The organism is Bacillus paranthracis (assembly GCF_024296885.1).
GTDB classification, from domain to species: Bacteria; Bacillota; Bacilli; order Bacillales; family Bacillaceae_G; genus Bacillus_A; species Bacillus_A paranthracis.
Genome location: NZ_CP101135.1, coordinates 3,218,970 through 3,244,012 on the forward strand (window position 1 = coordinate 3,218,970; position 25,043 = coordinate 3,244,012).

The 25,043-nt window shown below is 35.2% G+C and carries 26 protein-coding genes, 1 pseudogene and 1 riboswitch; of the genes and pseudogenes, 10 read left to right on the top strand and 17 right to left on the bottom strand.

The window, feature by feature from the left end:
- The first annotated feature begins 19 nt into the window (after nucleotides 1–19).
- Entirely contained in the window at nucleotides 20–697 is a 678-nt protein-coding gene (locus NLJ82_RS16530) for a YdcF family protein (protein WP_000236556.1), read from the top strand.
- Nucleotides 698–917: 220 nt separating this feature from the next.
- Here the strand turns inward: NLJ82_RS16530 and NLJ82_RS16535 are convergent, their stop codons facing one another.
- The gene (locus tag NLJ82_RS16535) at nucleotides 918–1,997 is read right to left on the bottom strand and encodes an RNA-guided endonuclease TnpB family protein (protein ID WP_000084140.1); all 1,080 of its coding nucleotides are present in this window, start codon (nucleotides 1,995–1,997) and stop codon (nucleotides 918–920) included.
- A gap of 5 nt (nucleotides 1,998–2,002) precedes the next feature.
- On the bottom strand, nucleotides 2,003–2,404 hold the full coding sequence (gene tnpA, locus NLJ82_RS16540; protein ID WP_041185185.1) for an IS200/IS605 family transposase: 402 nt from the start codon (nucleotides 2,402–2,404) through the stop codon (nucleotides 2,003–2,005).
- A 337-nt stretch (nucleotides 2,405–2,741) separates the two neighbouring features.
- On the opposite strand from tnpA, the gene NLJ82_RS16545 reads away from it, so the two are divergent.
- The 6 genes from NLJ82_RS16545 to NLJ82_RS16570 all read left to right on the top strand — a co-directional run bounded on the left by NLJ82_RS16545 (nucleotide 2,742) and on the right by NLJ82_RS16570 (nucleotide 7,950).
- Nucleotides 2,742–3,086: an ArsR/SmtB family transcription factor gene (locus tag NLJ82_RS16545; RefSeq protein WP_000571888.1), complete on the top strand. Its 345-nt coding sequence runs from the start codon at nucleotides 2,742–2,744 to the stop codon at nucleotides 3,084–3,086.
- A gap of 18 nt (nucleotides 3,087–3,104) precedes the next feature.
- Nucleotides 3,105–4,103: an NADP-dependent oxidoreductase gene (locus tag NLJ82_RS16550; protein WP_000646400.1), complete on the top strand. Its 999-nt coding sequence runs from the start codon at nucleotides 3,105–3,107 to the stop codon at nucleotides 4,101–4,103.
- 178 nt (nucleotides 4,104–4,281) lie between these two features.
- Nucleotides 4,282–5,748 carry a protein adenylyltransferase SelO gene (locus NLJ82_RS16555; protein ID WP_000164881.1) on the top strand — a complete coding sequence of 489 codons (1,467 nt, stop codon included), beginning with the start codon at nucleotides 4,282–4,284 and terminating at the stop codon, nucleotides 5,746–5,748.
- Between the two features lie 230 nt (nucleotides 5,749–5,978).
- A complete protein-coding gene (locus NLJ82_RS16560; protein WP_000823208.1) occupies nucleotides 5,979–6,458 on the top strand; it encodes a hypothetical protein in 480 nt (159 codons plus the stop codon).
- A 203-nt stretch (nucleotides 6,459–6,661) separates the two neighbouring features.
- A complete protein-coding gene (locus NLJ82_RS16565) occupies nucleotides 6,662–7,759 on the top strand; it encodes a tetratricopeptide repeat protein (protein ID WP_001094318.1) in 1,098 nt (365 codons plus the stop codon).
- 2 nt (nucleotides 7,760–7,761) lie between these two features.
- A complete protein-coding gene (locus NLJ82_RS16570; protein WP_000750948.1) occupies nucleotides 7,762–7,950 on the top strand; it encodes a Phr family secreted Rap phosphatase inhibitor in 189 nt (62 codons plus the stop codon).
- Between the two features lie 72 nt (nucleotides 7,951–8,022).
- Here NLJ82_RS16570 and NLJ82_RS16575 read toward each other — a convergent pair whose 3' ends face one another.
- The 6 genes from NLJ82_RS16575 to NLJ82_RS16600 form a co-directional block, all read right to left on the bottom strand.
- Entirely contained in the window at nucleotides 8,023–8,622 is a 600-nt protein-coding gene (locus tag NLJ82_RS16575; RefSeq protein ID WP_000275792.1) for an FMN-binding negative transcriptional regulator, read from the bottom strand.
- A gap of 134 nt (nucleotides 8,623–8,756) precedes the next feature.
- Nucleotides 8,757–9,284 (bottom strand): GrpB family protein, encoded by a 528-nt coding sequence (locus NLJ82_RS16580; protein WP_000813624.1) that lies wholly within the window; start codon nucleotides 9,282–9,284, stop codon nucleotides 8,757–8,759.
- A 23-nt stretch (nucleotides 9,285–9,307) separates the two neighbouring features.
- Nucleotides 9,308–9,655 (bottom strand): DUF4260 domain-containing protein, encoded by a 348-nt coding sequence (locus NLJ82_RS16585; RefSeq protein WP_001172039.1) that lies wholly within the window; start codon nucleotides 9,653–9,655, stop codon nucleotides 9,308–9,310.
- Nucleotides 9,656–9,667: 12 nt separating this feature from the next.
- A complete protein-coding gene (locus NLJ82_RS16590) occupies nucleotides 9,668–10,636 on the bottom strand; it encodes a bile acid:sodium symporter family protein (protein WP_000865845.1) in 969 nt (322 codons plus the stop codon).
- Nucleotides 10,637–10,640: 4 nt separating this feature from the next.
- Nucleotides 10,641–12,032, bottom strand: a complete 1,392-nt coding sequence (locus tag NLJ82_RS16595) for an FAD-binding oxidoreductase (RefSeq protein WP_000705807.1) — start codon at nucleotides 12,030–12,032, stop codon at nucleotides 10,641–10,643.
- A 171-nt stretch (nucleotides 12,033–12,203) separates the two neighbouring features.
- On the bottom strand, nucleotides 12,204–12,602 hold the full coding sequence (locus NLJ82_RS16600) for a DUF2871 family protein (RefSeq protein ID WP_000737903.1): 399 nt from the start codon (nucleotides 12,600–12,602) through the stop codon (nucleotides 12,204–12,206).
- A 257-nt stretch (nucleotides 12,603–12,859) separates the two neighbouring features.
- Between NLJ82_RS16600 and NLJ82_RS16605 the strand changes: the two genes are divergently transcribed.
- Nucleotides 12,860–13,363, top strand: a complete 504-nt coding sequence (locus tag NLJ82_RS16605; protein WP_000636234.1) for a GNAT family N-acetyltransferase — start codon at nucleotides 12,860–12,862, stop codon at nucleotides 13,361–13,363.
- Nucleotides 13,364–13,456: 93 nt separating this feature from the next.
- Here NLJ82_RS16605 and NLJ82_RS16610 read toward each other — a convergent pair.
- From NLJ82_RS16610 to NLJ82_RS16625, 4 genes and pseudogenes are all read right to left on the bottom strand, one after another.
- Nucleotides 13,457–13,832, bottom strand: a pseudogene (locus NLJ82_RS16610) (Tn3 family transposase); the annotation flags it as partial.
- A gap of 44 nt (nucleotides 13,833–13,876) precedes the next feature.
- The gene (locus NLJ82_RS16615; protein ID WP_000717602.1) at nucleotides 13,877–14,179 is read right to left on the bottom strand and encodes a hypothetical protein; all 303 of its coding nucleotides are present in this window, start codon (nucleotides 14,177–14,179) and stop codon (nucleotides 13,877–13,879) included.
- Nucleotides 14,180–14,720: 541 nt separating this feature from the next.
- Entirely contained in the window at nucleotides 14,721–17,636 is a 2,916-nt protein-coding gene (gene colA / locus NLJ82_RS16620; protein ID WP_000679536.1) for a collagenase ColA, read from the bottom strand.
- A 203-nt stretch (nucleotides 17,637–17,839) separates the two neighbouring features.
- Nucleotides 17,840–18,517, bottom strand: coding sequence for an MgtC/SapB family protein (locus tag NLJ82_RS16625; RefSeq protein ID WP_000115697.1), 678 nt, complete (start codon nucleotides 18,515–18,517; stop codon nucleotides 17,840–17,842).
- A gap of 292 nt (nucleotides 18,518–18,809) precedes the next feature.
- On the opposite strand from NLJ82_RS16625, the gene NLJ82_RS16630 reads away from it, so the two are divergent.
- Both NLJ82_RS16630 and NLJ82_RS16635 read left to right on the top strand, forming a co-directional pair.
- Nucleotides 18,810–19,328 (top strand): GNAT family N-acetyltransferase, encoded by a 519-nt coding sequence (locus NLJ82_RS16630; RefSeq protein ID WP_001103110.1) that lies wholly within the window; start codon nucleotides 18,810–18,812, stop codon nucleotides 19,326–19,328.
- Nucleotides 19,325–20,242: a hypothetical protein gene (locus tag NLJ82_RS16635; protein WP_000749784.1), complete on the top strand. Its 918-nt coding sequence runs from the start codon at nucleotides 19,325–19,327 to the stop codon at nucleotides 20,240–20,242. Before NLJ82_RS16630 ends, NLJ82_RS16635 begins: the two co-directional genes overlap by 4 nt.
- A gap of 21 nt (nucleotides 20,243–20,263) precedes the next feature.
- On the opposite strand, the gene NLJ82_RS16640 is transcribed toward NLJ82_RS16635, so the two are convergent.
- From NLJ82_RS16640 to NLJ82_RS16660, 5 genes are all read right to left on the bottom strand, one after another.
- Nucleotides 20,264–21,172: a VOC family protein gene (locus NLJ82_RS16640; protein WP_000249887.1), complete on the bottom strand. Its 909-nt coding sequence runs from the start codon at nucleotides 21,170–21,172 to the stop codon at nucleotides 20,264–20,266.
- A gap of 74 nt (nucleotides 21,173–21,246) precedes the next feature.
- Nucleotides 21,247–22,038 carry an amino acid ABC transporter substrate-binding protein gene (locus tag NLJ82_RS16645; protein ID WP_001232341.1) on the bottom strand — a complete coding sequence of 264 codons (792 nt, stop codon included), beginning with the start codon at nucleotides 22,036–22,038 and terminating at the stop codon, nucleotides 21,247–21,249.
- An 11-nt stretch (nucleotides 22,039–22,049) separates the two neighbouring features.
- Nucleotides 22,050–22,811, bottom strand: coding sequence for an amino acid ABC transporter ATP-binding protein (locus NLJ82_RS16650; RefSeq protein ID WP_000570173.1), 762 nt, complete (start codon nucleotides 22,809–22,811; stop codon nucleotides 22,050–22,052).
- A gap of 19 nt (nucleotides 22,812–22,830) precedes the next feature.
- The gene (locus NLJ82_RS16655; RefSeq protein WP_000667175.1) at nucleotides 22,831–23,499 is read right to left on the bottom strand and encodes an amino acid ABC transporter permease; all 669 of its coding nucleotides are present in this window, start codon (nucleotides 23,497–23,499) and stop codon (nucleotides 22,831–22,833) included.
- A gap of 69 nt (nucleotides 23,500–23,568) precedes the next feature.
- Nucleotides 23,569–23,675, bottom strand: a riboswitch (SAM riboswitch).
- A 330-nt stretch (nucleotides 23,676–24,005) separates the two neighbouring features.
- Nucleotides 24,006–24,917 (bottom strand): VanW family protein, encoded by a 912-nt coding sequence (locus NLJ82_RS16660; protein ID WP_000488988.1) that lies wholly within the window; start codon nucleotides 24,915–24,917, stop codon nucleotides 24,006–24,008.
- Nucleotides 24,918–25,043: the final 126 nt, after the last annotated feature.

Consider the following 25,043-nt stretch of genomic DNA (forward strand, 5'->3'; position numbering starts at 1 on the left):
CTATATAGGAGGTTTTCACATGGTAATACCTAAATATCCTGATGTCCCTACTCTTACGAAAAAACAAATCGATCAAATTACAGAAATCGTTTTTCTAAAAGAAATAACAACACAAAAATGTGATGCTATTTTCGTTTTCGGCGGTTCTCATCCCGGCAATTGGCAAGCTCCTCTAGAAGCTTATCGACAAGGTTTAGGAAATCAAATTATCGTTACAGGTGGTACTAGTTTGCATGGCATGAAACATCCGAGCTGGAATTACGGAGATTTGTCAGATGCAGAAGTAATTGTAACTAAATTAATGGAACATGGCGTACCAAAAGATGCTATCCTATTCGAGAAAAACTCCCTCCATTCTATCGCGAATGTAATGGAAGCGAAAAAGATTTTTGATTTCACAAAGATTAATCAGCTACTATTTGTTTGCAAAAGTTTAGGCGCTGGTCGGCAATATCGAGTATTAAAAAAACATTTACCTAAAACTATTACGTGTATCCCATATACATTTGATACAAGTTTCGATGGTGAGTTTATCATTAATAGATATAATTGGATGGAAAATGAAAAAAGTCGCTCTATGATTTTTGGAGAATACTTGAGAAATGTTTGCTACGGTAGAAAAGGTGGCATTGAACCACCGGAAAAAGAAGTTCAATGTTTAGAAGAATATGTATCCTACTACTATAATCTAGCATAATAGAAAAAGGTATACTAAAACGTCGGTATACCTTTTCTCTTATTTATTTTTCTTTTAACACACTATTTGAGACTCCCACGACTAAAGTCGCAAGCCCTAACCTTACGGATTGACAGGTGGGATTCTTGAATGACTAAACGTTCGCAGTCCATTTCTGTTTTGAACAGACTTCAAGATGAGGGCATCTCATTGCCCCTCCTAAGACAGTGCGTATAGCATCTTAGGCTGATTGACTGTTACCATCAATCACAGTTGCGTAGCGAATATTCATCGCCCCAACAATATCACGATGTTTCTCAAATCCACATCGGCACTTGTATTTTCTGTCTGGTGCTTTGTTCTTTTCAGAACATTTCGGACATGTTTGACTTGTATAAGCAGGGTTCACATATTCTACCTTAATACCAACTAAATTCGCTTTGTATTCAATGAATTGTGCTAAACGATAGAATGACCAAGTGTGTAGATTTCTCTCGTTTTTACGGCTTGTTCTTGCCGTCTGTCTAATATTCGTTAGTTGTTCTAAACGAATAACAGAAATGTTATTATCGGTTGCAAAGTCAATGATTTCACGACTTACTTTGTGGTCTTGGTCTTGCATCCATCTTTGTTCTTTATCATCAAGTTGTCGAATGGCATTTAATTTCTTATTTTCACCTAACTTCTTACGAACACTACGAAACTTACGTTTCATATATTTGTTTTGTCTACCATTGCCGAAGAAACGAACTTTATCATCGTCTGTGATGGCTACCGCAGGGACTTTAAGACCTAAATCTACCCCTAAAATCTTCGTTCCTGTTTTTTCATTTGTAGGAATCGTGACAGATATTTGAGCAATCCACTTATTAGATTTCTTCGTGATACGAAGTGTACCTAACTTGTGTGTTAACAAATTAAAATTGCGATTATATTTATCAGTTAATAAAGCACGAACCTTTAAGCGAGTTGATTTTCCATTTACCATGAGTGGAACTGAAATGTGCGTGAAGTCAAACGAATAGTTTTGATTGTTCCATACACAAACAGGTCTCTTTAGAATCGGAATAACTTTGTATTTACTTTTTTTCACCTTTGTAGAAAACATACTTTTAGCGTCTTTAATTGCTTGGTTCTTCACTGCGCTTGGAAGATTAGCTTCAACATCTTTTGTACTTTTCTTAGTGCTCTTCTTCGCTTCAGCCATTTCAGATACAAGTGTATTAATGACTTTGATATACTCATAGCTACTTTGTTCCAATAGCTGAATTTGTTCTTTTGTTGGAAGCAATTTAACTTTGACTGTGATTGTTTGTGACACAATTTTCACCCCCTCGTCTTTTGATTTTCAACATACTGTTTAATTGTCTCAGTCGATACATTTCCAGCAGTAGAAACAAAATAGGAACGTGTCCATAGACTTGGCAAGTGTTGAAGATGAGGAAACTCTCCTCTCAAACGCTTCGATGTCACTCCTTTAATTTTCGCCATTGTGTCAGCAGGACTAAGTGTTGGTAGTGTATGTAAGAACAAGTGAACGTGGTCTTTGTCGCATTCCATTGCGACAATAGCAACATCCATTTCTCCGCATATTTCTTGAACCAACTCTTTGAAACGTTCTTCTACTTTTATGTTAAGAAAAATCTTTCTTCTGTATCGCGGGCAAAACACAAAATGGTAGTTAATTAATGACACGGTTGTTTTGGTTCTTCTATAATCATGTATCATATTCACATTGTATCAGTTTTACTTTTAAACTACACCACAAAAGATACCAATATTTTGGATACTTAAAGTACCACAAACTTAGCGATTTTTAGTGGTACTCCGTATCCAACCTCACTTTCATCCCATGCCTAAAGGCGATGGGCTTTCCCGTTCGGAAAGGGCTGTAAACAACGTATTATTAAGCCTTTTCTATCTCCTACCATTTTCAACTCATAAAATTTCATTCGTCTCGATTTTCTTTCCCAATATTGCAGCTCATACAACAATCATGTAGCATTACCGTATCGAAGTAATGGTCCATCATCTTAAACCTTTCGACTCATTAGCAGGAGGTAAAGTGATTGAAATGAATAAACAAGAACAATTAAATGTTATAAAAAGAGATTTTATTGATTCACAAAAAGTATTATTGGCAATTGGTGATGAAACACGTCAAGCTATTTTGTTAGTTCTCATGGAAACGGAATGTCAAACCGGATTACGTGTAGGAGAAATTACGAAACAAACACACCTTTCTCGACCAGCTGTATCACATCATCTTAGAATTTTACGAGAAGCCGGTATTATTTTAATGCGAAAAGAAGGTACAAAAAACTTTTATTATATTGATATACGTACAAAATTAAGTTTATTAAAAAATCTTGTATTAGATATCGAAAAGCTATTGCACAACTTTTATTGAAATGTGGAGGTATAAGAAATGAAAGCGATGATAATTGATAAGTACGGAAAAGTCCCAATGCGTATGGCCGAGGTACCTATTCCTGAAATAAATGAGCATGAAGTGCTCGCAGAAATTCATGCAGCTAGTATTAACCCAATTGATTTTAAAATACGCGATGGAAAAGTAAAGATGTTACTTAAATATGAAATGCCCCTAATCCTTGGGAATGACTTTGCTGGTGTCATCATAAAGGTTGGATCAAAAGTAACTCGTTTTAAAGTCGGCGATGAAATATATGCACGTCCAAGAAAAAATAAGATTGGTACTTTTGCGGAGTATATAGCCATTCATGAAGATGACATAGCTTTAAAACCGAAAAATTTAAGTTTTGAAGAAGCTGCTTCAATTCCACTTGTTGGCTTAACATCATATCAAGCATTACATGACATTATGCAATTACAAAAAAATCAAAAGATTTTAATTCACGCTGGATCTGGTGGTGTTGGTACTTTCGCAATTCAGTTAGCAAAAATAATGGGTGCTACCGTTACAACAACTGCTAGTGAGGCTGGTGCAAATTTAGTAAAGTCTCTTGGCGCAGATCAAATTATTAATTATAAAACAGAAAAATTTGAAGAAATACTAAAAGATTATGATGCAGTATTTGATACCATTGGTGGTACAACACTTGAAAAATCATTCGATATTATAAAAAGCGGCGGCAGCATTGTTTCTGTTTCAGGAATGCCAAATGCTCGTTTCGGTAAAGAATTCGGTTCTGGATTTTTTAAAACATTCTTATTTTCATTAGCAAGTAAAAAACTTACTGCACTTGAAAAAAAGCATAATGCTCAATATTCATTTTTATTTATGAAGCCAAGCGGAGATCAATTACGTACTATCGCAAACTATATTGAAGCCGGAAAAATCAAACCTGTAATCGATCGAGTTTTCCCTTTTGAAGATGCTCAAAAAGCAATGGAATATTCAGAGGCTGGAAGAGCAAAGGGGAAAATAATTGTAAAAATGAAATAATAATAAAACCTCCATTTTCTTAAAATGGAGGTTTTAAATTTGCTGTTAAATAGACATAGTGCAGTGAAGTCCTTACAATAGATTGCAAGGGGAAATATCATATTATACTTTTAGCTAATTTTACAAAGAATACATACGTACAAATACATAATAAAAAAATAAACAAGGAGGAGATAAAATGACTAAAAATAATGAAGCTGGTTGGAATTTAGACCATAGTTATACGACTTTACCACAATCATTTTATACAGAAATCCCCCCTACTCCCGTAAGTTCACCGGAGTTAGTTAAGCTAAACCATTCACTTGCGATATCTCTTGGCTTTAATCCTGAAGAATTGAAGAAAGAAGCCGAAATCGCTATTTTCGCCGGTAATGCACTCCCAGAAGGAGCTCATCCATTAGCGCAAGCATATGCCGGTCATCAATTCGGACATTTTAATATGTTAGGCGACGGTCGTGCTCTTTTAATTGGTGAACAAATGACTCCTGCAGGTAAACGTTTTGACATTCAACTGAAAGGTTCTGGCCCTACTCCGTATTCACGCCGCGGTGATGGTCGTGCTGCACTCGGTCCAATGCTACGTGAATATATTATTAGCGAAGCTATGTATGCACTTGATATTCCAACTACCCGCAGTTTAGCAGTTGTCACAACAGGCGAACCAACCTATCGTGAAACAAAGTTACCTGGAGCTATTTTAACTAGAGTAGCAAGCAGCCATATACGCGTCGGCACATTTCAATATGCTGCAGCTCGCGGTTCTATCGAGGATCTTCAATCACTAGCTGACTATACAATAAAAAGGCATTATCCAGAAATTGAAGATCATGAAAACCGATATACTGCATTGCTACAAGAAGTCATTAAAAGACAAGCAAGTCTTATCGCAAAATGGCAACTTGTTGGATTTATTCACGGCGTAATGAACACTGACAATATAACGATTAGCGGTGAAACGATTGATTACGGCCCTTGTGCATTTATGGACAATTACGACCAAGGAACTGTATTTAGCTCCATTGATACACAAGGTCGCTACGCATATGGAAATCAACCATATATGGCCGCATGGGATCTCGCGCGACTAGCTGAATCTTTAATACCAATCCTACACGAAGATGAAGAAGAAGCATTAAAGATTGCTCAAGACGAAATTTCAAAATTTAGCGTACAGTATGAAAACCAGTGGTTCCTTGGAATGAAAAAGAAATTAGGACTATTTAGCAACGAAGAACAAGATCAATCACTTATTGAGCAACTTTTAAAAATGATGGAGAAATTTAAAGCGGATTACACAAATACATTCCGTTCATTAACTCTTAATACGTTAGAAAATACCCCTCTATTCGATAGCCCTGAATTTAAAGAATGGTACAAACTGTGGCAATCTCGATTAGAAAAACAAGATGAATCGAAAGAAAATGCCTACGAAATGATGAAAAATAATAACCCATCAATCATCCCAAGAAACCATCGCGTAGAAGAAGCACTAGAAGCCGCTGTTACAAGTGGAGATTATAGCGTAATGGAGAAGCTTCTTGAGGCTCTAGCAAATCCTTATGCGTATACTACAGATCAAGAAGAATACTGCGTTCCACCTGCGCCTACGAATCGTCCTTATCGTACTTTTTGTGGGACTTGATGGTTTATATTTATAATCCGTATACTCATTTCCCTACACCACTTGAAATAGTGGTGTTTTTGTCGAAATTTTTTCCTTAATTTTCAAAATAACAGGAGGTTTTACAAAATATTACATAGAAGTATGTAGTATCGTAATTTAAGAGGTTAATCTCTCATTACGATCTTTGTTATTCTGTCTAAATTTATAAACGAATAACAAAATATATATCCTATAAGGAGAGATGCGATTTGAAAAGAAAAATTGGTACAACTATTTTAGGGCTATCAGTACTTAGTTTTGGGTTTTTGAATGTAAATATTGGGGATGGCGGATTAGTAAAAGCAGATCATGGAAGAACACCCGTTTCTAAACAAGACAGTCATGCTGATCTACCAGCTCCTAAACAAGATAGGCATGCCGATTTCCCAGCTCCTAAGCAAGAAGGGCATGCCGATTTCCCAGCTCCTAAGCAAGAAGGGCATGCCGATTTCCCAGCTCCTAAGCAAGACAGTCATGCTGATCTACCAGCTCCTAAACAAGACAGTCATGCCGATTTCCCGGCTCCTAAGCAAGACAGTCATGCCGATTTCCCGGCTCCTAAGCAAGACAGTCATGCCGATTTCCCGGCTCCTAAGCAAGACAGTCATGCCGATTTCCCGGCTCCTAAGCAAGAAGGACATGCTGATCTACCAATTCCTAAATTTGAAGATCATGGTGAACACATTTAAAAAAATCCCCTTCATGCATGAAGGGGATTTTTTTAGGTTCATATTTAATTTCTCACCTAAAAAATAAATACTATATAAGTTAAAACAACAGAATTTTCTCTTTTAAAAGAAAATTATTTATCAAGTGAATATTCATTATTTTTACATATTTATATGATAACATTATAGACAAAATTAAATAGATTATTCTGAGGGGGGATTTTATGAATACCTTATTAACTGGAAGTACGTACGCGACGAAACACTTAGAGGCATGGTATCACGCAATCTTAATTCAAAATGTTACAGAAGCACAAACCTGCTATCATGCAGCAACTCAAGAGCACAAAGAAATTCTTGTAAAAGAAGATAGTTTAAACTCATCTTACCATTTATTTTTTAACTTATTAAAATTCCGTTATGCAGTATTCACTGATGGACTATCCATTACAAAGGGTAGTTTTGATGCAATTGATGCTATTACTATCCCAGCTGATTTACAACTATCCTACTTATACAATTATTACAAAGCCATTTACTTTACTGCATTAAACAAATTTGAAAAAGCTGAGGATTATTTCGAAAAAGCAAAATCATCTTTAGCTAGCCTTTCTACTGTGGAACAGGCTGATTTCTATTACCGATATGCAGTATATCATTTTCAGATGCAGCAACCAAGCCAAGCCATCGTATATGCTACTAAGGCATTAGAAATTTTTCAAACATTAAATGAATGCGAAAGAAATATAACCTCCTGTTTAAGTGTACTAGGCGGATCTTATGTAGCAGTTGGTCATTATGAAAAAGCTGAGGAATTATACTATACAGCCATCGATATATTACAAAAAAACAACGAAGAGTCTTTACTTCTTCATGTACGAAATAACCTAGGTACACTCTATGCGAATAAAAACTTGTCAGAACAGGCCATTCGTCAACTGTCAGAAGTAATAGAAAAAATGCCAAAACACTATAAGGCATTATTCTTACTTGCACAAGAAAATGGAAAACTAGGAAATATAGAGTTAGCAAATAAATACATTCAAACTGGTAAAGAAATTGTTTTACAACTAAACAATGAGGAATATAAACATCATTTTAATATTTTAGAAGCTATTATAAATAAATTTGAATTAGAACAATTAGAGCGAATTATACAAGAAGGAATTGACTATTTCAATGAAGAATCTTTATTCAGTTATACTTCTGATTATTGCGAGAAAATAGCCACTTTATATCACAAAAAGGAACTCTTCGAAAAAGCTAGTCAGTATTTTCACAGCAGTATTGAAGCTAAAAAAAAGAATGAAAGAAGGTTATGAAAATGAAGAAAACAATTGGTAAAATCGCTTTAGGTATTGCATTTACTGGTATTTTTTCTTTTGGGTTAAACGTTAATCTGACAAGCCAAGCTGGACATGAACATTTCCCTGCACCACAAAGACCTGACCTTGTTCAATCCGTTGACGTAAGTAAAGACTACAACCCAATAACAACTGAAAAAACACTTTAAAAACGAAAGACCTTCCATTAAGAAGGTCTTTTTAAATACGCTTATTTAGAATGTTTCCCTTTCAAGTAAACTCTATTTTCTCATCAACCCTGCAATCGACCTACTCCCCTCACTACCAACCTTCTCAAGCTTCTCCACAACTAAGTTTCTTCTTTCCACAGAATGATTTTGACTTAACTTCGCTTTTCCTTCTATTTTATTTATCTTTACTTTGAACCCAACTATTCCCTTACTTAATCCTCCCATATAATTCGGGTCTACATCATTAAGTGAGTAGGCGCTCTCTGGATCTTCATACTTATGTACTAACTCTTGAAGAGAATCTATTAATTCCTGTTCATCTTCAACAAATTTTAATTCACCATATACATGCACTGCAACGTAATTCCATGTTGGTACTGCATTGTTTGTTTCATACCATGACGGAGAGATGTAACTATGTGGTCCTTGAAATATAGCTAGTACTTGCTGATTCCCAATATCTTTCCACTGTTCATTCGGCCGTGCGAAGTGACCATGTAAAGTAAGGGTCTCCCTATTTAATAACAATGGTAAATGCGTTGCATATGGTTCCCCATTATGTTGAGAAAATAACGTTGCAAAGCTATTTTGTTCCATTATTTCGTACTTCATTTCTTCATCTTGTATTGCGAAATATTTTGGTATATACATAAACTCCCTCTTTTCCGGTCTTTTATTTCTCATTATATTTAAGTCTTGTGGCATTCAACAGGGCCAGTTTGTATTTGTTTTATAATGGCAGCGTTCTATTTCAAAAGAATAGGCAGCATGTATTCCATGCCGCCTTAGTTTATCTTTTCTAATATATTTGTAATAAATGCTGTCTTACCTTCACTATAGCTCGTTCTACTTTTTGTCTCTCTTGCTAACTCTTCCTTTAAATGTCCATATTCAACAGCAACATCTTCATGTTCACGAAGATAATCCCGAAACGCTATATGTCTTCTTAGCTCTTCACTTTCTTTATCACACACATACAAATGATGTTCCATCCAATCTGTACTTTCTCCGTCCCACGGAACGAAAGCGTCCTTTCTGCCAAACGCCTCTCTCCCTTTGTAGCTCCATTCTGCCTGATGATAGTATCCTATCGCTTCAAGCTTTGTTACTACTTCAGGAAAAAAACCATAATCTTCTATTACGATATCAATATCTAATATTGGTTTTGCTGCAAGCCCTTTAATAGATGTACTCCCAACATGTTCAATGGATAAAATACTGTCTTCCATTACATCGTTAATGAGAGTTTGTAACTTATTAAATTCACTTTCCCATTTGATGTTATACTCTTTGATAGTAATTCTCTGTTTCAAAGTATCCCTCTCCTCAAAAGCAACTATAACCTCTGAATATGAGTATCCTTAAAATCCGTCTCATATTTCAACCCATATCCAAACATTCGATCCATTCCAATATGTGCTGTCCATATTAGGCCTATCATAATAACGGTATCTATCTTAAAATAAACACCAATGATAACAATTAATATCGATATGATATATGTGTGAAATAAATTATAAATGTTAGCCCCAACATGATTATTTATACCATACGCTAACATTGATAAATCCGGAGCTAAAAGGAACAGAAAAAATATTATCCAACTAAATTCATATAATGAATACGCATAAATCACAGCTATGAAAACAACTAGCCCTTCAAAATGTACAATACGTTTTTGCATTCTTTATCATTCCTATTTTTCTATATTTACCGATAAAGTTTCATCACTGAAAGTATCCTTTGCATTTTTTGACCAGATGGTTGCTAAAATCGGTCCTGCAATGTTATGCCATACTGCTGCTAATACACTTGGGAGGGCGGCAGCTGGTCCAAAATGTGCTGTTGTTAGCGCAACACCTAAACCTGAATTTTGCATTCCTACTTTTATTGAAATAGCTCTTCTTGTCCCTTCGTCTAGTCTAAGTATGAATGCTGTTATATATCCGAGTAAAAAACCGAAAGCATTATGAAGCATAACGGCAATAAAGATAAGAAGGCCTGAAGAAGTAATGCTACTTACATTCGCTGAAACAACTGCAGAAACGATAATGATAATTGCTACAACCGATATGAAAGGGATAACGGTCATTCCTTTCGTAACAGTTTTAGGGAATAACTTCTTCACTACTAATCCTAAAATAATAGGTATGATAATAACTTGTACGATAGAAAGAAACATAGACATAGGATTAACCGGCATCCATTGTCCTGCAAGTAATAGTAAAATAAGAGGTGTAGCAATTGGTGCTAGTAACGTTGATAATGATGTCATTGCAATAGACAACGCTAAGTTTCCTTTTGCTAAATAAACCATAACATTTGATGCGGTGCCACCCGGTACTGAACCGAGTAATACTAATCCAGCTGCTAATTCTGCTGGCAGATTCATAACGTAGGCTAGTACGTATGCGACAAGTGGCATAATAATAAACTGAGCACATACACCGATAATAACTGGCAATGGTTTTGTAGCAATAATTTTAAAATCAACAGCCTTTAATGTTAACCCCATCCCAAACATAACAACCCCGAGTAAAATCGTTATGTAACTATTTAACCCGAGAAATGGAGCGGGAATAAAATACGCAATAGTTGCAATACAAATAACCCAAAACGCAAAATACTTTCCAGCTATATTACTTATCGCTTCTAGTACTTTCACCCGATCAGCTCCTATCCTTTAACTGAAAAACTTTATTCGGATTCAAAATATTTTGCGGATCAAGAGCTTTCTTTATTTTTTCCATTACGAGTAATGCCGCCCCATGTTCTTCTTCCTGATACTTCCGTTTTCCAATACCAACGCCATGTTCCCCTGTACATGTTCCTCCTCGTTTAAGAGCATATAAAACGATATTTTCATTTATTTCGTCTGCCTTTTCCACTTCTTCTTTATCGTTTGGATCAACCATTAAGAGCACGTGGAAATTCCCGTCTCCTACATGACCAAGAATACCACCAACAAGCCCAACCTTATCTAATGTATCTTTCGCATGTTGAATTGCCCCAGCCAATTCTGAAATTGGTACACATACGTCTGTACTCATAAGCTTTTTACCAGGATAGCTATGAACGTAAGCATATGCTAGATTATGCCGTGCATCCCATAATTTATTTCTCGCTGCAGTTTCCGTTTCAAAAGCAACTTCTTTACATTTATGATCAAAAACAATTTCCTTCGTAAATTCAACATCTTGCTTTAACCCTGCTTCATTACCGTGAAACTCTAAAAACAATGTAGGTTCTTCTCTGTAACTTGTTTCACTATAATGATTGACTTGTTTCATAGATAGTTCATCAACGAGTTCAATTCTCGCAATCGGAATACCCGCTTGCAATATGTTAATAACAGCTTCTACTGCATCATTTATAGTTGGAAACGATGCTCTTGCAGCCATAACATGCTCTGGTATGCCGTATACTTTTAATGTTAACTCTGTAAAGCATCCAAGCGTACCTTCTGATCCTACGAAAACACCATTTAAATGGTAACCTGATGACGACTTCGCAGCTAAATTCCCAGTATGTATTACTTCCCCATCAGCAAGAACGACTTCTAAATCACGAACTTGATCACGCATTACTCCATACTTAACCGCTGTCGTTCCGCTTGCATTTGTAGCAGCCATTCCCCCTAACGTTGCATCTGCTCCTGGATCCACACTAAAAAACAATCCGTATTTCTTCAATTCTTTATTGAGCTGAGAACGAGTCACTCCTGGCTGTACTTTCACCAGAAAATCTTTCTCTCTTATTTCAAGAATTTTGTTCATTAATGAAAAATCAACCGTAATTCCTTTTTCATAAGGAATTACATGTCCTTCTAAACTAGAACCTACCCCAAACGGAACGACGGGTGTCCCGTGCTCACTCGCTATTTTCATTATCGTGCTAACCTCTTCGGTCGTTTTCGGAAAAACTACTACATCAGGTAAACTACTAGCATGATAAGATTCATCTTTACTATGTAACTCTCTTACTGTCGTATTCACAACTACTCGATCGCCGGGAAGTACACCCTTTAATTCATTTACTAAACGCTCTACTGTTATTTTCATCGTACACTCTCCTATTCTCTATAAATTTGAATTACAAAATATGTTAACTATTTTATACATAATAATCCGAAAAATTAAATAATTCAAGTTTTATACATATGCAATTCGTTTCATACTGTCGAATAAACAAAAAGAACTTGCAACAATTACTGCAAGTTCTTTTCTATAAAACTATATTTTAAATGACTTCTTTATTAACAACATAAACCAAATTAAAGTAAATGCCATCAGCGAATGAGAAAACCCAACAATATAAGTTAACCCTTTAAAGTCCGCTCCATTTAACTGAAGAAGCCCTCTTGCTGCCAATGAACCTAACATTAATATTAATGCGATATTATGTACAACAAACCACTTATTAAAACTTTTCGCTTCATGAAACGCGAATACTTTTGCTAATCCTAAAGCAATTAAAAAGAAGAAAAAGCCGAGTACAAGTGTATGTGTATGTAAAAGGTTTAACAAAGTAGATCCTACAATCCCTTTATACTTTCCATACTCCCTAGCGAAAATCCCTGATAATAAACCGATAATCAAATACGTAAACGATGCATTATATAATTTCTTCATTATATACCTCCTTGAGTAGAATGTGTAGTGTGTCATATTTAGTAATAATGATAGTTATATAGTAAAAACTCCTAGTCACCTAGGAGTCATTGTATAAGCATCTCACTCTTTACAATCAATTCTAATTATAAAATATCCCTTTATGCAAAACAAACGAACTTTATGTGAACAATCCGGGATCTTGTAAAATATGTTGCGATTTTGTATTACACAATCCATACTAATGATTATAAATGTTAAAGGTGGTGCAGTAGATTGTGATAGTTCTTGAAACGGAACGACTCGTTCTTCGCTGGTTTCATCTAAAAGATGCTCCATTTATTCTCGAGTTAGTAAACGATCCTGCATGGATTCAGTATATCGGTGATAAAAGGATTAAAAACTTAGAAGATGCAAAAAAATACATCTTAAACGGCCCCGTTGATATGTATAATAAAATGGGCTTCGGCCTTTACTTAGTAGAACGAAAAGAAGATCTCACTCCGCTCGGTATGTGTGGCCTTATTAAAAGAGATTCATTAGAAGATGTTGATATCGGCTTTGCCTTTTTAGAGAAATTCCGTTCGAAAGGATATGGCTACGAGTCAGCTTCTGCTGTAATCGAATACGGAGTACAAAAACTAGGTCTGAAACGAATTGTAGCCATTACTACTACTGATAACATCCAGTCAGGAAAGCTTTTAGAAAAAGTAGGATTGAAGTTCGAAGAGATCATTTCGAACTCAGGGGAAGATTTAAAATTATTCGGCTATAACGCGTAAAAAGATTTTGAAAGAAAAACCCTTGATTTATCTACGCTAAGCAGAAAATCAAGGGTTTTATTTATGTTCTAAGAGGCGTAATAATCCAATAGAATGCTCTTCAATATGTAAATCTGTTTCGTGATGTAGTAAACCATCAATGACATGAACGGCATCCCTAGCATTCGGATTAATCACTTTTGTATGAAAGCTAGAGAATTGATCACTCATAAAGCGATAAAGTGAAACTTTAATTAGTGGGGGTTTTCTTCATCTCCCACTGATTATTAGCCTTCACCAATCGGACTTTAATGGTAGCACCTTTACCTGTTCCGTGATGTGGATTTGCGTCTGCATGTAAAGATGAAACCCCAATTTGCATGCCCATCCCATCTGAAGACAAAGTGGTACCATCTCCCCAATAAGAAGCTAAATCTAGTTGGTGCTGGTAATTTACTAATGTTGCTTGTGCCTTATTCATTGAATCTTCACCACTCGTTTTTTATCGGACTTCTTTTTATACTTTTATTTTCTTTATGAGTTATTAGAAAAATAATTGTCTATATAAGTCTTTATTTTTTCAAAATCCTTTTCCATAAATAAGTTTGCTGGTACTTCAATTATTGGAAGATTATTTTCATTATCAAAAGGTGGACACGGTTTGGGAACTACCAAATAGTCAACTGAGTTTTTATCCCTAATATAATTAATCGAAACATCATAATACTCAGAAAAATATTCCTTCAAATCATCGTGATTCCTTAAAAATGGTAGAGAAAATATTGAACCATAATTTATACCAGCGTCGACAATTAATACAAAGCATATTTTTTTCATGATACACCCTCCTAGTATAATAAGTTTTAAGTTAATAACTGTTCCTTGAAAATTAAATAGTTTTTATCTTCAAGAGCTACATCAAAAAAATAATGTAAGGGTAAAATGTAGTCTTGGATACCAGGGGTTTCCCAAAATAATGGAAGTGCAGAAATGGATCCATCGGGAATATGCTTACTCCTCCTGTAGTTCGAGCACGTTAAAAGACTGCGACCTAGACCAAAATGCACTGCATACGCACAAGCTGTATCGGTTTCCTTTTTCTTTATATTCAATTAAATCATATCATTATTTTACATAAATTTACAGACTTTGTTTTTTATTTTATTGGTAAACTTATGCTTAGCGTATAATTTCCGCGTTTCGTCGGCAGGCCCCCTTATATAGAATCTTGTACAATACCGTATTGAAATTAAATATGCCTAAATGGACTGCACATATGGTAGCTACGTTATTTTCTCTTGGTAGTGCCGATCAAGCTTTTGTAAATTTTTTTGTATAACACGCAACAAAAAGGTCGCCACTCACGGCGACCTTTTTACTATTTCACTTCTACCGTATAATTCCCTGTTCCCCCGCCATACTGATACACATGTAAATAATATTTCCCTGGATACGTGTAGTAACTTCCTACTAACTTATTTCCTTCTTGCTGGGCATACGTAACATAATTATTTAAATCTGCTTCCGAATAAAGAACCCAGTTTACTCCAATATTATTTTCCTTCGTTACATTAATTTGCAGGTTTTTCGCCGTTTCCACATTTATTTCAAAGTAATCACTCGTATCACCGTTTCCTAAACTAGCACGTAAAACTTGATTGAATTGCAGTTTATTTGCTGTCTGGAATGAGTTATTCGGCTCTTTTTCTACACTATTATCTTCTTTCTTTTGAACCGTTACATTCGTTGTAGCAGTATTCGTTAATCCTTTGTCATCTGTTACTGTTAATTTTGCCGTATATGTTCCTTCTTTTGTGTATACATGAGTCGGATTTTGTTCATTACTTACAGTACCATCACCAAACTCCCATTTATAAGCAACAATTTTTCCATCTTCATCTTTCGATCCATCGCTTTTAAACGAAATTGCTGCATTTACATTTCCGCTATATGAGCCGTTTATAACCGCAACTGGCGCTTTATTCACAGCACCTTCTTCTGTATTAATCCCATGGAATACAACATCATACTCAAATTGTCCTGCTGCATTCACACGGTAATTTACGAAATAAGCTGTTACTGTTTTATAGCCTGTCCATTCTTTCGCACTTAAACGTTTTAACGTATCATTTACGTTTTGTGTAATTGTCTTCCAGTCTTCATATTCTCCTTTTGCAGTCGTACCTGTATATGTTCCTTGTAGTGTAAATGTATGAAAGAACTGTGATTTGTTTTTCTTAACTGATACATTACTTAATTTTGCTTCTGCTGTAATTTCTGCTGCAATATCTGAAACTGGTTTCGGTGCGTGCGTCGCTAAATAATCATCTGATACTAATGGAACATTATATTTCTCACGGTTATCTACTAACATTTGCATATAGTCTTGATACTCTTTATTTAAATTCGCATCTTTACTTAAAGCAGAGCGGTATGCATCATATGCTGTTACATCATTTTTCCTAATAAGATCATGAATTTTGTCAAACATATCATATCTCTTATTGTACATGTACGATTGTAAAGCGAAGGAATAATTATAGAAATCCCACGTTCCATATTTTGCGTTTAACGTTCTCTCTGCTGTATAACGTTCTGCTGGATTTGAAGATATGCCTCCTATAATACTCTTTCTCGGTACAACATTATCTGTTCTCGTTGCACCTGCAAAAAACTCCGCATTCCCTTCTTCAAACCAAGATAATCTCTCATTCTCATACATCTTCCCTTGTCCCCAAAGTCCTGGCACTTCATATCTACCTTGTAAATAATGCGTGAACTCATGTCGGAACAATTCTTCCAAACTATAAATGCTTTCTTCTGGCGTACGTTCATAAGTAAAGAACGTACCTGTTCCTTCTATATAAAGACCGCCGTTATTCGTTTCATACCCGTATAATTGACGGTTAAATTGATATTCAGCTGGGCTATTATAAACAACCATCGTTAATACATCATCAGGATTGCCTTTTTCTAACGGCTGGTCACTTTCAACCGTACGATGGAATTGTGCCTTCACTTCTTTTGCCGCCCAATATAGACGTTTTACTTTTTCCTCAGTCACCTTATCTCCAGCTTTTAACACAATTGCTCCATCATCGAACGTATACGTTTTCGGTAAATATTTTTTCTTACCATCTTCTCTTATTTGATCTAGATCAACCACTTTACCATTCGCATCTTTCCCGCCATAATTCGTCGCAATTTGCTCAGCAGCTACGAAATATTGCTCACCTAAATACGGATAGATTTTCATGGCATCTGTTACAACTTGTAATCCTTTCGTTTCTGTACTATGGAACGTACCAAGTCTACCTGTATAATAAATACCATTATTAATTAACCAACCATTTTTCGCTGTCACCGTTCCAATTAAGGCAAAACGACTTAATTCATTAATATAGCTATCAATTTTTTGATACCATATTGTATCTTCCGGTGCTTTTCTCGTATCGTACAAATACGATTGAATATCGTAATCAACACCTTGCATAATATCGTAAATCGCATTTCCAGCTGAAAGATTATCTACCAATGTAGAAAAATTATCATTATATTGTTTAAAAATCTTTGCAGCTGATGTGATCGTTTCCACATCACTTGAAGCATTTCCAATTAATTTTCCATATGATGAGACAACTCTATTTTGTTCTAACGTACCGAGCTTGAAATTCGAGTTATTCGCAATCGTTTTTAATGCAGGTAAGCATTTATCATGATAGCTTCGCTCATTTAGTTTACTTAATTCTGTATGATAAAATCCTAAATAAAAACCAGATCGTAACACCTCTACTAAAGTCTCAATCCCTTTTGAATCATCTTTCGTATAAGCTTGTCCTTGCTGGTTCAATTTATCAATAATTGCCTGCATTCTACTATCATTTTGATAGAATGCAAGACTATCCTTATTAAACTGAAATAGCCCAGTAATTTGCTCCCAATCAATTGTTACAAGTAAGTCCACTAACTGCTGATTGCTCAATTGATTTAATTCAGCAATTGTATACGTTTTCGCTACAGCTAATTGCTTACTTTCCTTTTTCACTTCAGGCGGTCTTTGTGACAAATCAGCAAATTTTAGCCTTTTCTCAAAAGACTTATTTTCTAGCACTTTTGATGAATGAGCTAATTCTTGCACTGGTAATTGTAAACCAATCGGCTCCATTTTGAGCACATTCCGATATGAAACTTGCTCTCCCTTTGTACCTTCTGCCAATGCGTCCCCTTGAAAACTCCCTAACATGAAACTAGCAAAACTTACCCCTACTAACACTTTTTTTGAATAGCCTTTCATGCTCTCCCCTACCTTACATTTTTTAGTGTACCGCACCATTATTTTACTATTTTTACTTTTTATACTGTATTGAGAAAAAATAAGGTAACGTTCACACATGTATCCATACCATGCAAAATTAACACTTGACTTTATGTGCGTTTTATATCAAAAAAAGATAGATAATAGCGAAATTCCCACTACATCTATCCTCGTTTTCAAAACTATGATTTTAACTTTATGAATGTAACTTCTGGTAATGTTTGCATATGCTGAATAAACTCATTCTTTTCTTCTGACGATATGTTTTTCAGTTGCATCCCTACCTTATAAACAATTTCTATCCCTTGCTGTGAAGCTTCCACTTCATATGAAAGTATTGGAATGCCTTTCATATGAAGTGTTTCTAATATTTGTTGTACTGCTTCACGTTTATTTATACACATTTGCACCATTATATTTTGCGGAAATAAAAATTGCACCTTAAAAATACGACTTACAATCTCTAAACCAATTAAAACGAGAATCGTCGCTCCAATTCCTACTACATACATACCAGCACCAATTGCTAATCCAATTCCTGCTGTAGCCCATAAACCAGCTGCTGTCGTTAATCCTTTCACCGCCTGCTTTTGAATAATAATTGTACCTGCACCTAAAAAACCTACTCCACTAACAACTTGCGCTGCAATACGACTCGGATCTAGTGCCATATGATCTTCATTCATAATATCTGAAAAAGCATATTTCGAAACGACCATTATTAAAGCACTTCCTACCGCTACTAGGAAATGTGTTTTTAAGCCCGCTTCTTTTGATCGAATTTCCCTTTCAATACCGATTATTGCTCCTAACAAACCAGCAACACCGATTCGTATAATGAAATCAATATTTACACTCACGAGCCCTTCCCCCTTTCATTCATTATAGATAGATAAAATAAAAATTATCACACACATCCATTTATCGATATGAAGGAATTTTACTAAAATACACTTAATACCTAGGCCGTTTTATGTTAATATTTAAAATATTAACATAAAATAAATAACTTCTAATTTTAAACATACACTCATTTTCTTGAAAAAACAAAGGTGGATAACATGAAATGAGGTTGAGAAAATAAAGAAAACGCTTTCATTTCATGTCGTGATTTTTTTATACATACTACATAAATAAAGGAGCTTACTCACAATGAACGTCTCTTTGCTTACACCTACTACCGATTTACAAGACGAATACTTAGATTTTTATAACGAATGGAAAGATAGCGGTGAAACGATGATTCCGTGGGTTATTACAAAGGACCCTTCTAACTTACCAGCTATGGTGCAAGAACTACACGATGCGCATAACGGAATAAACATTCCCCAATCTTGGGTACCAGACTCTACGTATTGGCTCGTTACAGATAATAATAGAATTGTAGGAGCTGTTAATATACGTCATAGTTTAACCGAACATTTATTTAACGCTGGCGGTCATATCGGTTATGGTATTCGCCCTTCTGAAAGAAGAAAAGGTTATGCTACGAAGTTATTAGAATTATCCCTAGAAAAAACTAAGAAATTAAACATCACGAGAGCACTTGTCGTTTGCGATGCAGTAAATACTGCTTCAGAAAAAACAATTTTACATAACGGCGGGGTTCGTGATGATGATTTCATTGAGGAAGATGGGAATGTAGTAAGAAGATTTTGGATTGAGCTATGAAGAAGTCCTCCAATGAAAATAACCTTGTTATAGAGAAGTATAGTAGAAGTAATGAGCTACAAGTAAAACAACTTATTGATTTATACAATGAAGAATCGTACGTATTTCACTTATTACGAGATAATAAAACAAAATGTGCGTATGTTGCCTACTATAAAAAAGATGTAGTAGGCATCTTTTTCACCTGGGGCAGTAACTTCCATCCATACTGCACATACTTTCGAATATATACGAATCCTTTCTATGCAGAGCTACACATTGAAGAATTTTTATTAAACGAGATTCAAAAGCGAGAAAACTTTAAACTCCCATTACAAACCTCTATATGGGAAACATCAGCTCATTTAAAAGCATTTTTTGAAGAACATAATTTTACGGAAATCCGAAGAACATATATGCCGATATTAGACTTACAAAAAATAGTTTCTATCGAGATAGTCCCTAATTCAAATTATCATATACAAACTTTATCGAACATCGTATCAAATAATAATTTATTAGAAAAACTAGCCTACTTAGTAAAAGAAAATTATGAGCAAACCCACCTAGCAAATCCCGTTGCCTCATTCCCACTACAAACTTGGCAAGAGATGATTTTAGCTGATGACGTACTACTAAATGGGAGCTTTCTCATTATAGATGAAGAGCATCAAATTATGGCATACTCTTTCCTCCATACATCAGAAAAGGATAATACAGTAGAACTAGGATGGTGCGGGACTCACAATACAGAAAATGTATCCTTACTGAAACTTCTCATTTTCAAACAAGCTATGTATGCAAATACACACGGTTATTCTTTCTTTCAAGGTGAATTCGATTCAACAAGTATATATGCAATGGAGATATTAAAATCTTTCCCTTTCAATCCTTGTGCTACCTGGATTACGTATCAAAAAGAAATCGGAAGGTAATTATACACCTTCCGACTTCTTTTATGCTGTTTCTATTTCAAACTGTACTGTAATACCACTCGGGTCTACTACAGTAAATCCATTTAAAATCTCATTTATTCTATGTTGTTTTTCTATTAATCTTTCTTTCACTTCATCTAACGCTTCTTTATGCGGCAGTACTATCGTATACACTTTTAATCCAGTTGCATATGCCGGTGGGTGCGGATTATTTACTCCGTTCCACGTATTTGCACCGATATGGTGATGATATCCTCCTGCAGAAATGAATAAGCAGTCATCTTCGCGTTGTTGCACTTCAAACCCTACTGTCTCTACATAAAACTCGTGTGACTTCTCTACATCAGCTATTCGTAAATGTACGTGCCCCACAACAGTATTAGCAGGTAATCCATCAAATTCATAATCAACAAGTGTTGCTAGTTCTTTTAAATCTAGCGGCGTACTTCCTCCTGGCCCTTCTCCCCACTGATCGCGCGGACGATCCGCATATATTTCAATACCATTTCCCTCTAAGTCTTGTAAATAAAACGCTTCGCTATACGTATGATCACTCGCACTATTAAACCTTGAAATTGGTAAAATTTCATTTGAATATGTATAACGTCCCTCTTGCTCAGCTGGACTATCAATTACATTCTTATTACGAATCACACCAAATAATGCCGACGCAAAAGCCTCACGAGTCGGAACTAAAAAGGCTACATGATATATACCAGTCGTACGCGGCTCTTGCAGTACCCCGTCCTCTAACTTTTCAAGAACAAGTAATGTATTCTTTCCACCTTTTCCAGATAAATATGCTTTATTCCCCTCTTGCTTAATTACTTCTAAGCCTACAACATTCTCATAAAAGGCAATTTGACGTTCTAAATCTAACACCTTAAATTCAACATGACCAATACGTGTTTTTGGATGAATTTGTACCATGAGTAACTTCCTCCCCAATTTCCTTTTATTTTTATATAAGTTGATGGACAATAGCCACATTCAACGAACATACTTTAATTTTGTTTTTTTGTAGCATCAACTTTCAGCCATTTTTTTGATATTTCGCTTAATGTCCCATCTTGTTCTAATTCTTTCAATGCTTTATTTATATCTTCTAACTTTTCGCTCTTTTTAGCAAATGGAAATGCAATCTCTCCCCATTTAAGTGGACCAAATCCTACTTTCACATTATCTAAATCTGCCTTTTTAATTGTTGTTTCTACTTGCACTTTATCATTATAGTAAGCATCTACACGACCAAGTCCCACTTCATTCAATTCTGCTGTTGGATCTTCTGAGAACGTTTTAATTGTAAAAGCATTATTTTTATTTAAAGCTTTTAATTCTTGTTCCCCGGCTGTACCAAGCCCCACACCTACAGTCTTTCCTTTTAGATCTTCTATCGATTTAATTGTATTATTATCTTTCTTCACCGCGAAAACAGATCCTGAATAAACATATGGAATTGAAAAGTCATATTTCTTTTTTCTTTCCGGAGAAACCGATAATTCATTTGCAATTGTATCAATACGACCCGAGTCTAATAAACCGAATAATCCTTCAAAATCAGAAACGTTCCATTCAACTTTATATCCAGCTTTTTTAGCAGCCGCTTCAATAATTTCAGCATCAAAGCCTTTTACTTTCTCACCCTCTTTAAAAATAAATGGACTACGACCTGCAGACGTCCCAACTTTCACTACTTTTTCATCTGTTTTTTTGCTCGCTGTATCTGAACCACAAGCAGATAAAAGCCCAACCGATACTGTTAATGCCAATGTTAGTAATAATGATGATTTCCTCATAATTTTTCCTCCTAAATAACGAAATGATTGCCTTCTTCTGAAGCATTCAATTGTCGTAAAAACTTTTTCGTACGCTCATTTTGTGGATTCCGAAAAATTTCTTCTGGCGTTCCCTGCTCTACAATAATGCCTTCAGCCATAAATATAATACGGTCCGCTACTTCTTTTGCGAAATTCATTTCATGTGTGACAATAACCATCGTTATATGCTGCCTTGCCAAATCCTTAATGACTTGCAATACCTCGTTCACTAATTCTGGATCAAGTGCAGAAGTCGGTTCATCAAACAATAATACAGCGGGATTTAAAGCCATTGCCCTAGCAATACCTATTCTTTGTTGTTGCCCACCTGATAACATCGTTGGGTAGAAATTTTCTTTTTCAGCTAAACCTACTTGTTTTAATATTTCTCTTGCTATTCTTTTTGCTTCTTCTTCACTTTTTTTCTGTACAACTGTTAATGGCGTTGTAATATTTTGCAATGCTGTTTTATTTTTAAATAAATTATAGTTTTGAAAAACCATTGCTGTTTTTTGGCGTAATTTTATTATTTCCTTTTTATAAAGCTTCTTCACATGAATCTCTAAATCTTCAATTCTAATACTTCCACCCTCTGGTTGTTCTAATAAATTTAAACATCTTAATAGTGTCGATTTACCTGAACCAGAAGGTCCAATAATGACTACCACTTCTCCTTTATTTACAGTAAGTGAGATTCCTTTTAGTACTTCATTACTCTTATAAGATTTATACAAATCACTTATCTCAATCACACATATCACCTCATCCTTGTTACAAATACGGTGCATCAAGTTTCTTTTCTAACTTTTTCTGTCCCCAGCTAATTACGATTGTAATAATCCAATATACAATCGCTACCGCTAAGTAACTTTCCATATAACGATACGATTGTGCCGCTAACATTTTCGCTTGCGCTAAAATTTCAGCCACCCCAAGTGCAAAAGATAACGAAGATTCTTTTAACAATCCAACAAAATTATTTCCAAGTGACGGTACTGCAACCCGAATAGCTTGCGGAAAGATAATCTGTCGCATAGCTTGCGCCTTTGTCATCCCAACTGATAAACAAGCATCCATTTGTCCCGATTCGACAGCATTTAATGAACCTCGAATAATTTCTGACAAATACGCTGCATTATTTAAACTGAGACCAATTAAAGTCGCTTGCATCGCTGTAAGTACTGTAAAGGTTGGGAATATTTGCGGCAATCCGAAATACAACACGAACAATTGAACTAATAAAGGTGTTCCTCTAAAGAAAGATATATATACTCTTGCAATAGAATATAGAAATTTCGTTTTGTTTTTCGTTATGATCGCCAAACCTATCCCTATAACAAAAGAAATAATCATTGAAACTACAGTAATTCCTAAAGTTATGTATACATACTTAAATAATTGCGGAAAACTTTCTAAAAAATACGTTACATCAAACTTCACTCTATCCCCCCTCTCTAAATAAAAAACTCTTCTTACACATATAAGAAGAGTTGAATGTTAATCCATTTCCCCTCATCTTCCAAACGCTTCATACGTTTGCTGGACTTAGCACAGTACTTTTATAGCCTGTTGCTGAGATTTCATCGGGCCAGTCCCTCCATCTCTCTTGATAAGAAAACTAATAAATTTTTCCATTTATTTAGTTGTTATTATGAAGAATACAATTAATAACTAATAATGTCAATATGAAAACTAAGAATTAAATTCGATAAAGTGAAACTTTAATCAGTGGGGGGGTTCTTCATCCCCCACCTAACCTTCTTTGCTTTCGCTGAATTTTGAGGTGGGGGGTTTTACTGCCCATTAAAGCCGGATAAATTCCCAAACATCTTGTTCCTCACATTCACCTAGTCTTGAAATGTATCACTAATACTGGATAAACTACACAGAAAAAGCCATTATTTCTATTGTTAGTAGAAATAATGGCTTTTTCTAGATTATGATTCTTATCGCATTTTATGTACTTCAGCAACTAACTTTCCGCCCTGAATGCCCATATAAAGCTTCACAGGTGCATCATTCGTATTTTCAAACACTAAATCTAAGTATGGATATGCAATTGTAGCATCTCTTCCTTGTGGAACGTAACCTACCGTTTTAGAATGTGTTGTTCTCTCTACCATTTTCAAACCAGCTTGATCTGCCGCATTGTATAATGTTGATGATGTTTGACAAACACCACCGCCATATCCATCTACTAATTTACCATCTACAATTTCTTTTCCTAATTGATATCCTTTATCTGGCGTTGTATCACCAATTAATGCATTGAAAGAGAAACGGTCTCCTTTTGCTAATACAACTCCATTTATGCTCGCTGCTGACAAACGAATATTTTCAATACGGCCACCTGTTGAGCCACCTAAATTCGTTTCATATCTACCAATTACCGTACCACTTCCTTGCGCATCACTTAATGTTGCAGTAGGCTTCTTCTCAACAATAGGTAATTGATAGGAAGAATCCCACATACCTACGTTTAATAATTTATCTACTAATTCTTTTTCCATTAATTCATAAGAAGGTTTCCCTTCTTGCCAACTTCCATCAGATCCTAGACGTGAAGGGACCATCTTTTTGTCAACATTTTTCCCAACTTCCCTAGCAACCTTCTCAACTGATTTTTTAAATTTCGCTTCATCTTCAAAATAACCTAGACTCGACAAATCTAACTTTTTTACTTCCGTACCTGTACGCCCATCTACTAAACTAATAGAATCCTGTACTTCTGCTTTAGCCTCTACCGTGTGGCCACCAATATCACTTACTAATGCAACATCACTTACTTTTGTACCACAGCCACTCACTACAGCTACACATAAAACCCCAACTAATATACCCTTTACTTTACGGAACAATATACTCTCCCCTTTTCCCCAATACTACTTTTATGTATTATTTCATTTTTATGTATGTTTTGTTACAATCATTTTACAATATATTTATAAATTGTTACAAGTTATTTTTTACTCTATATAAATTAC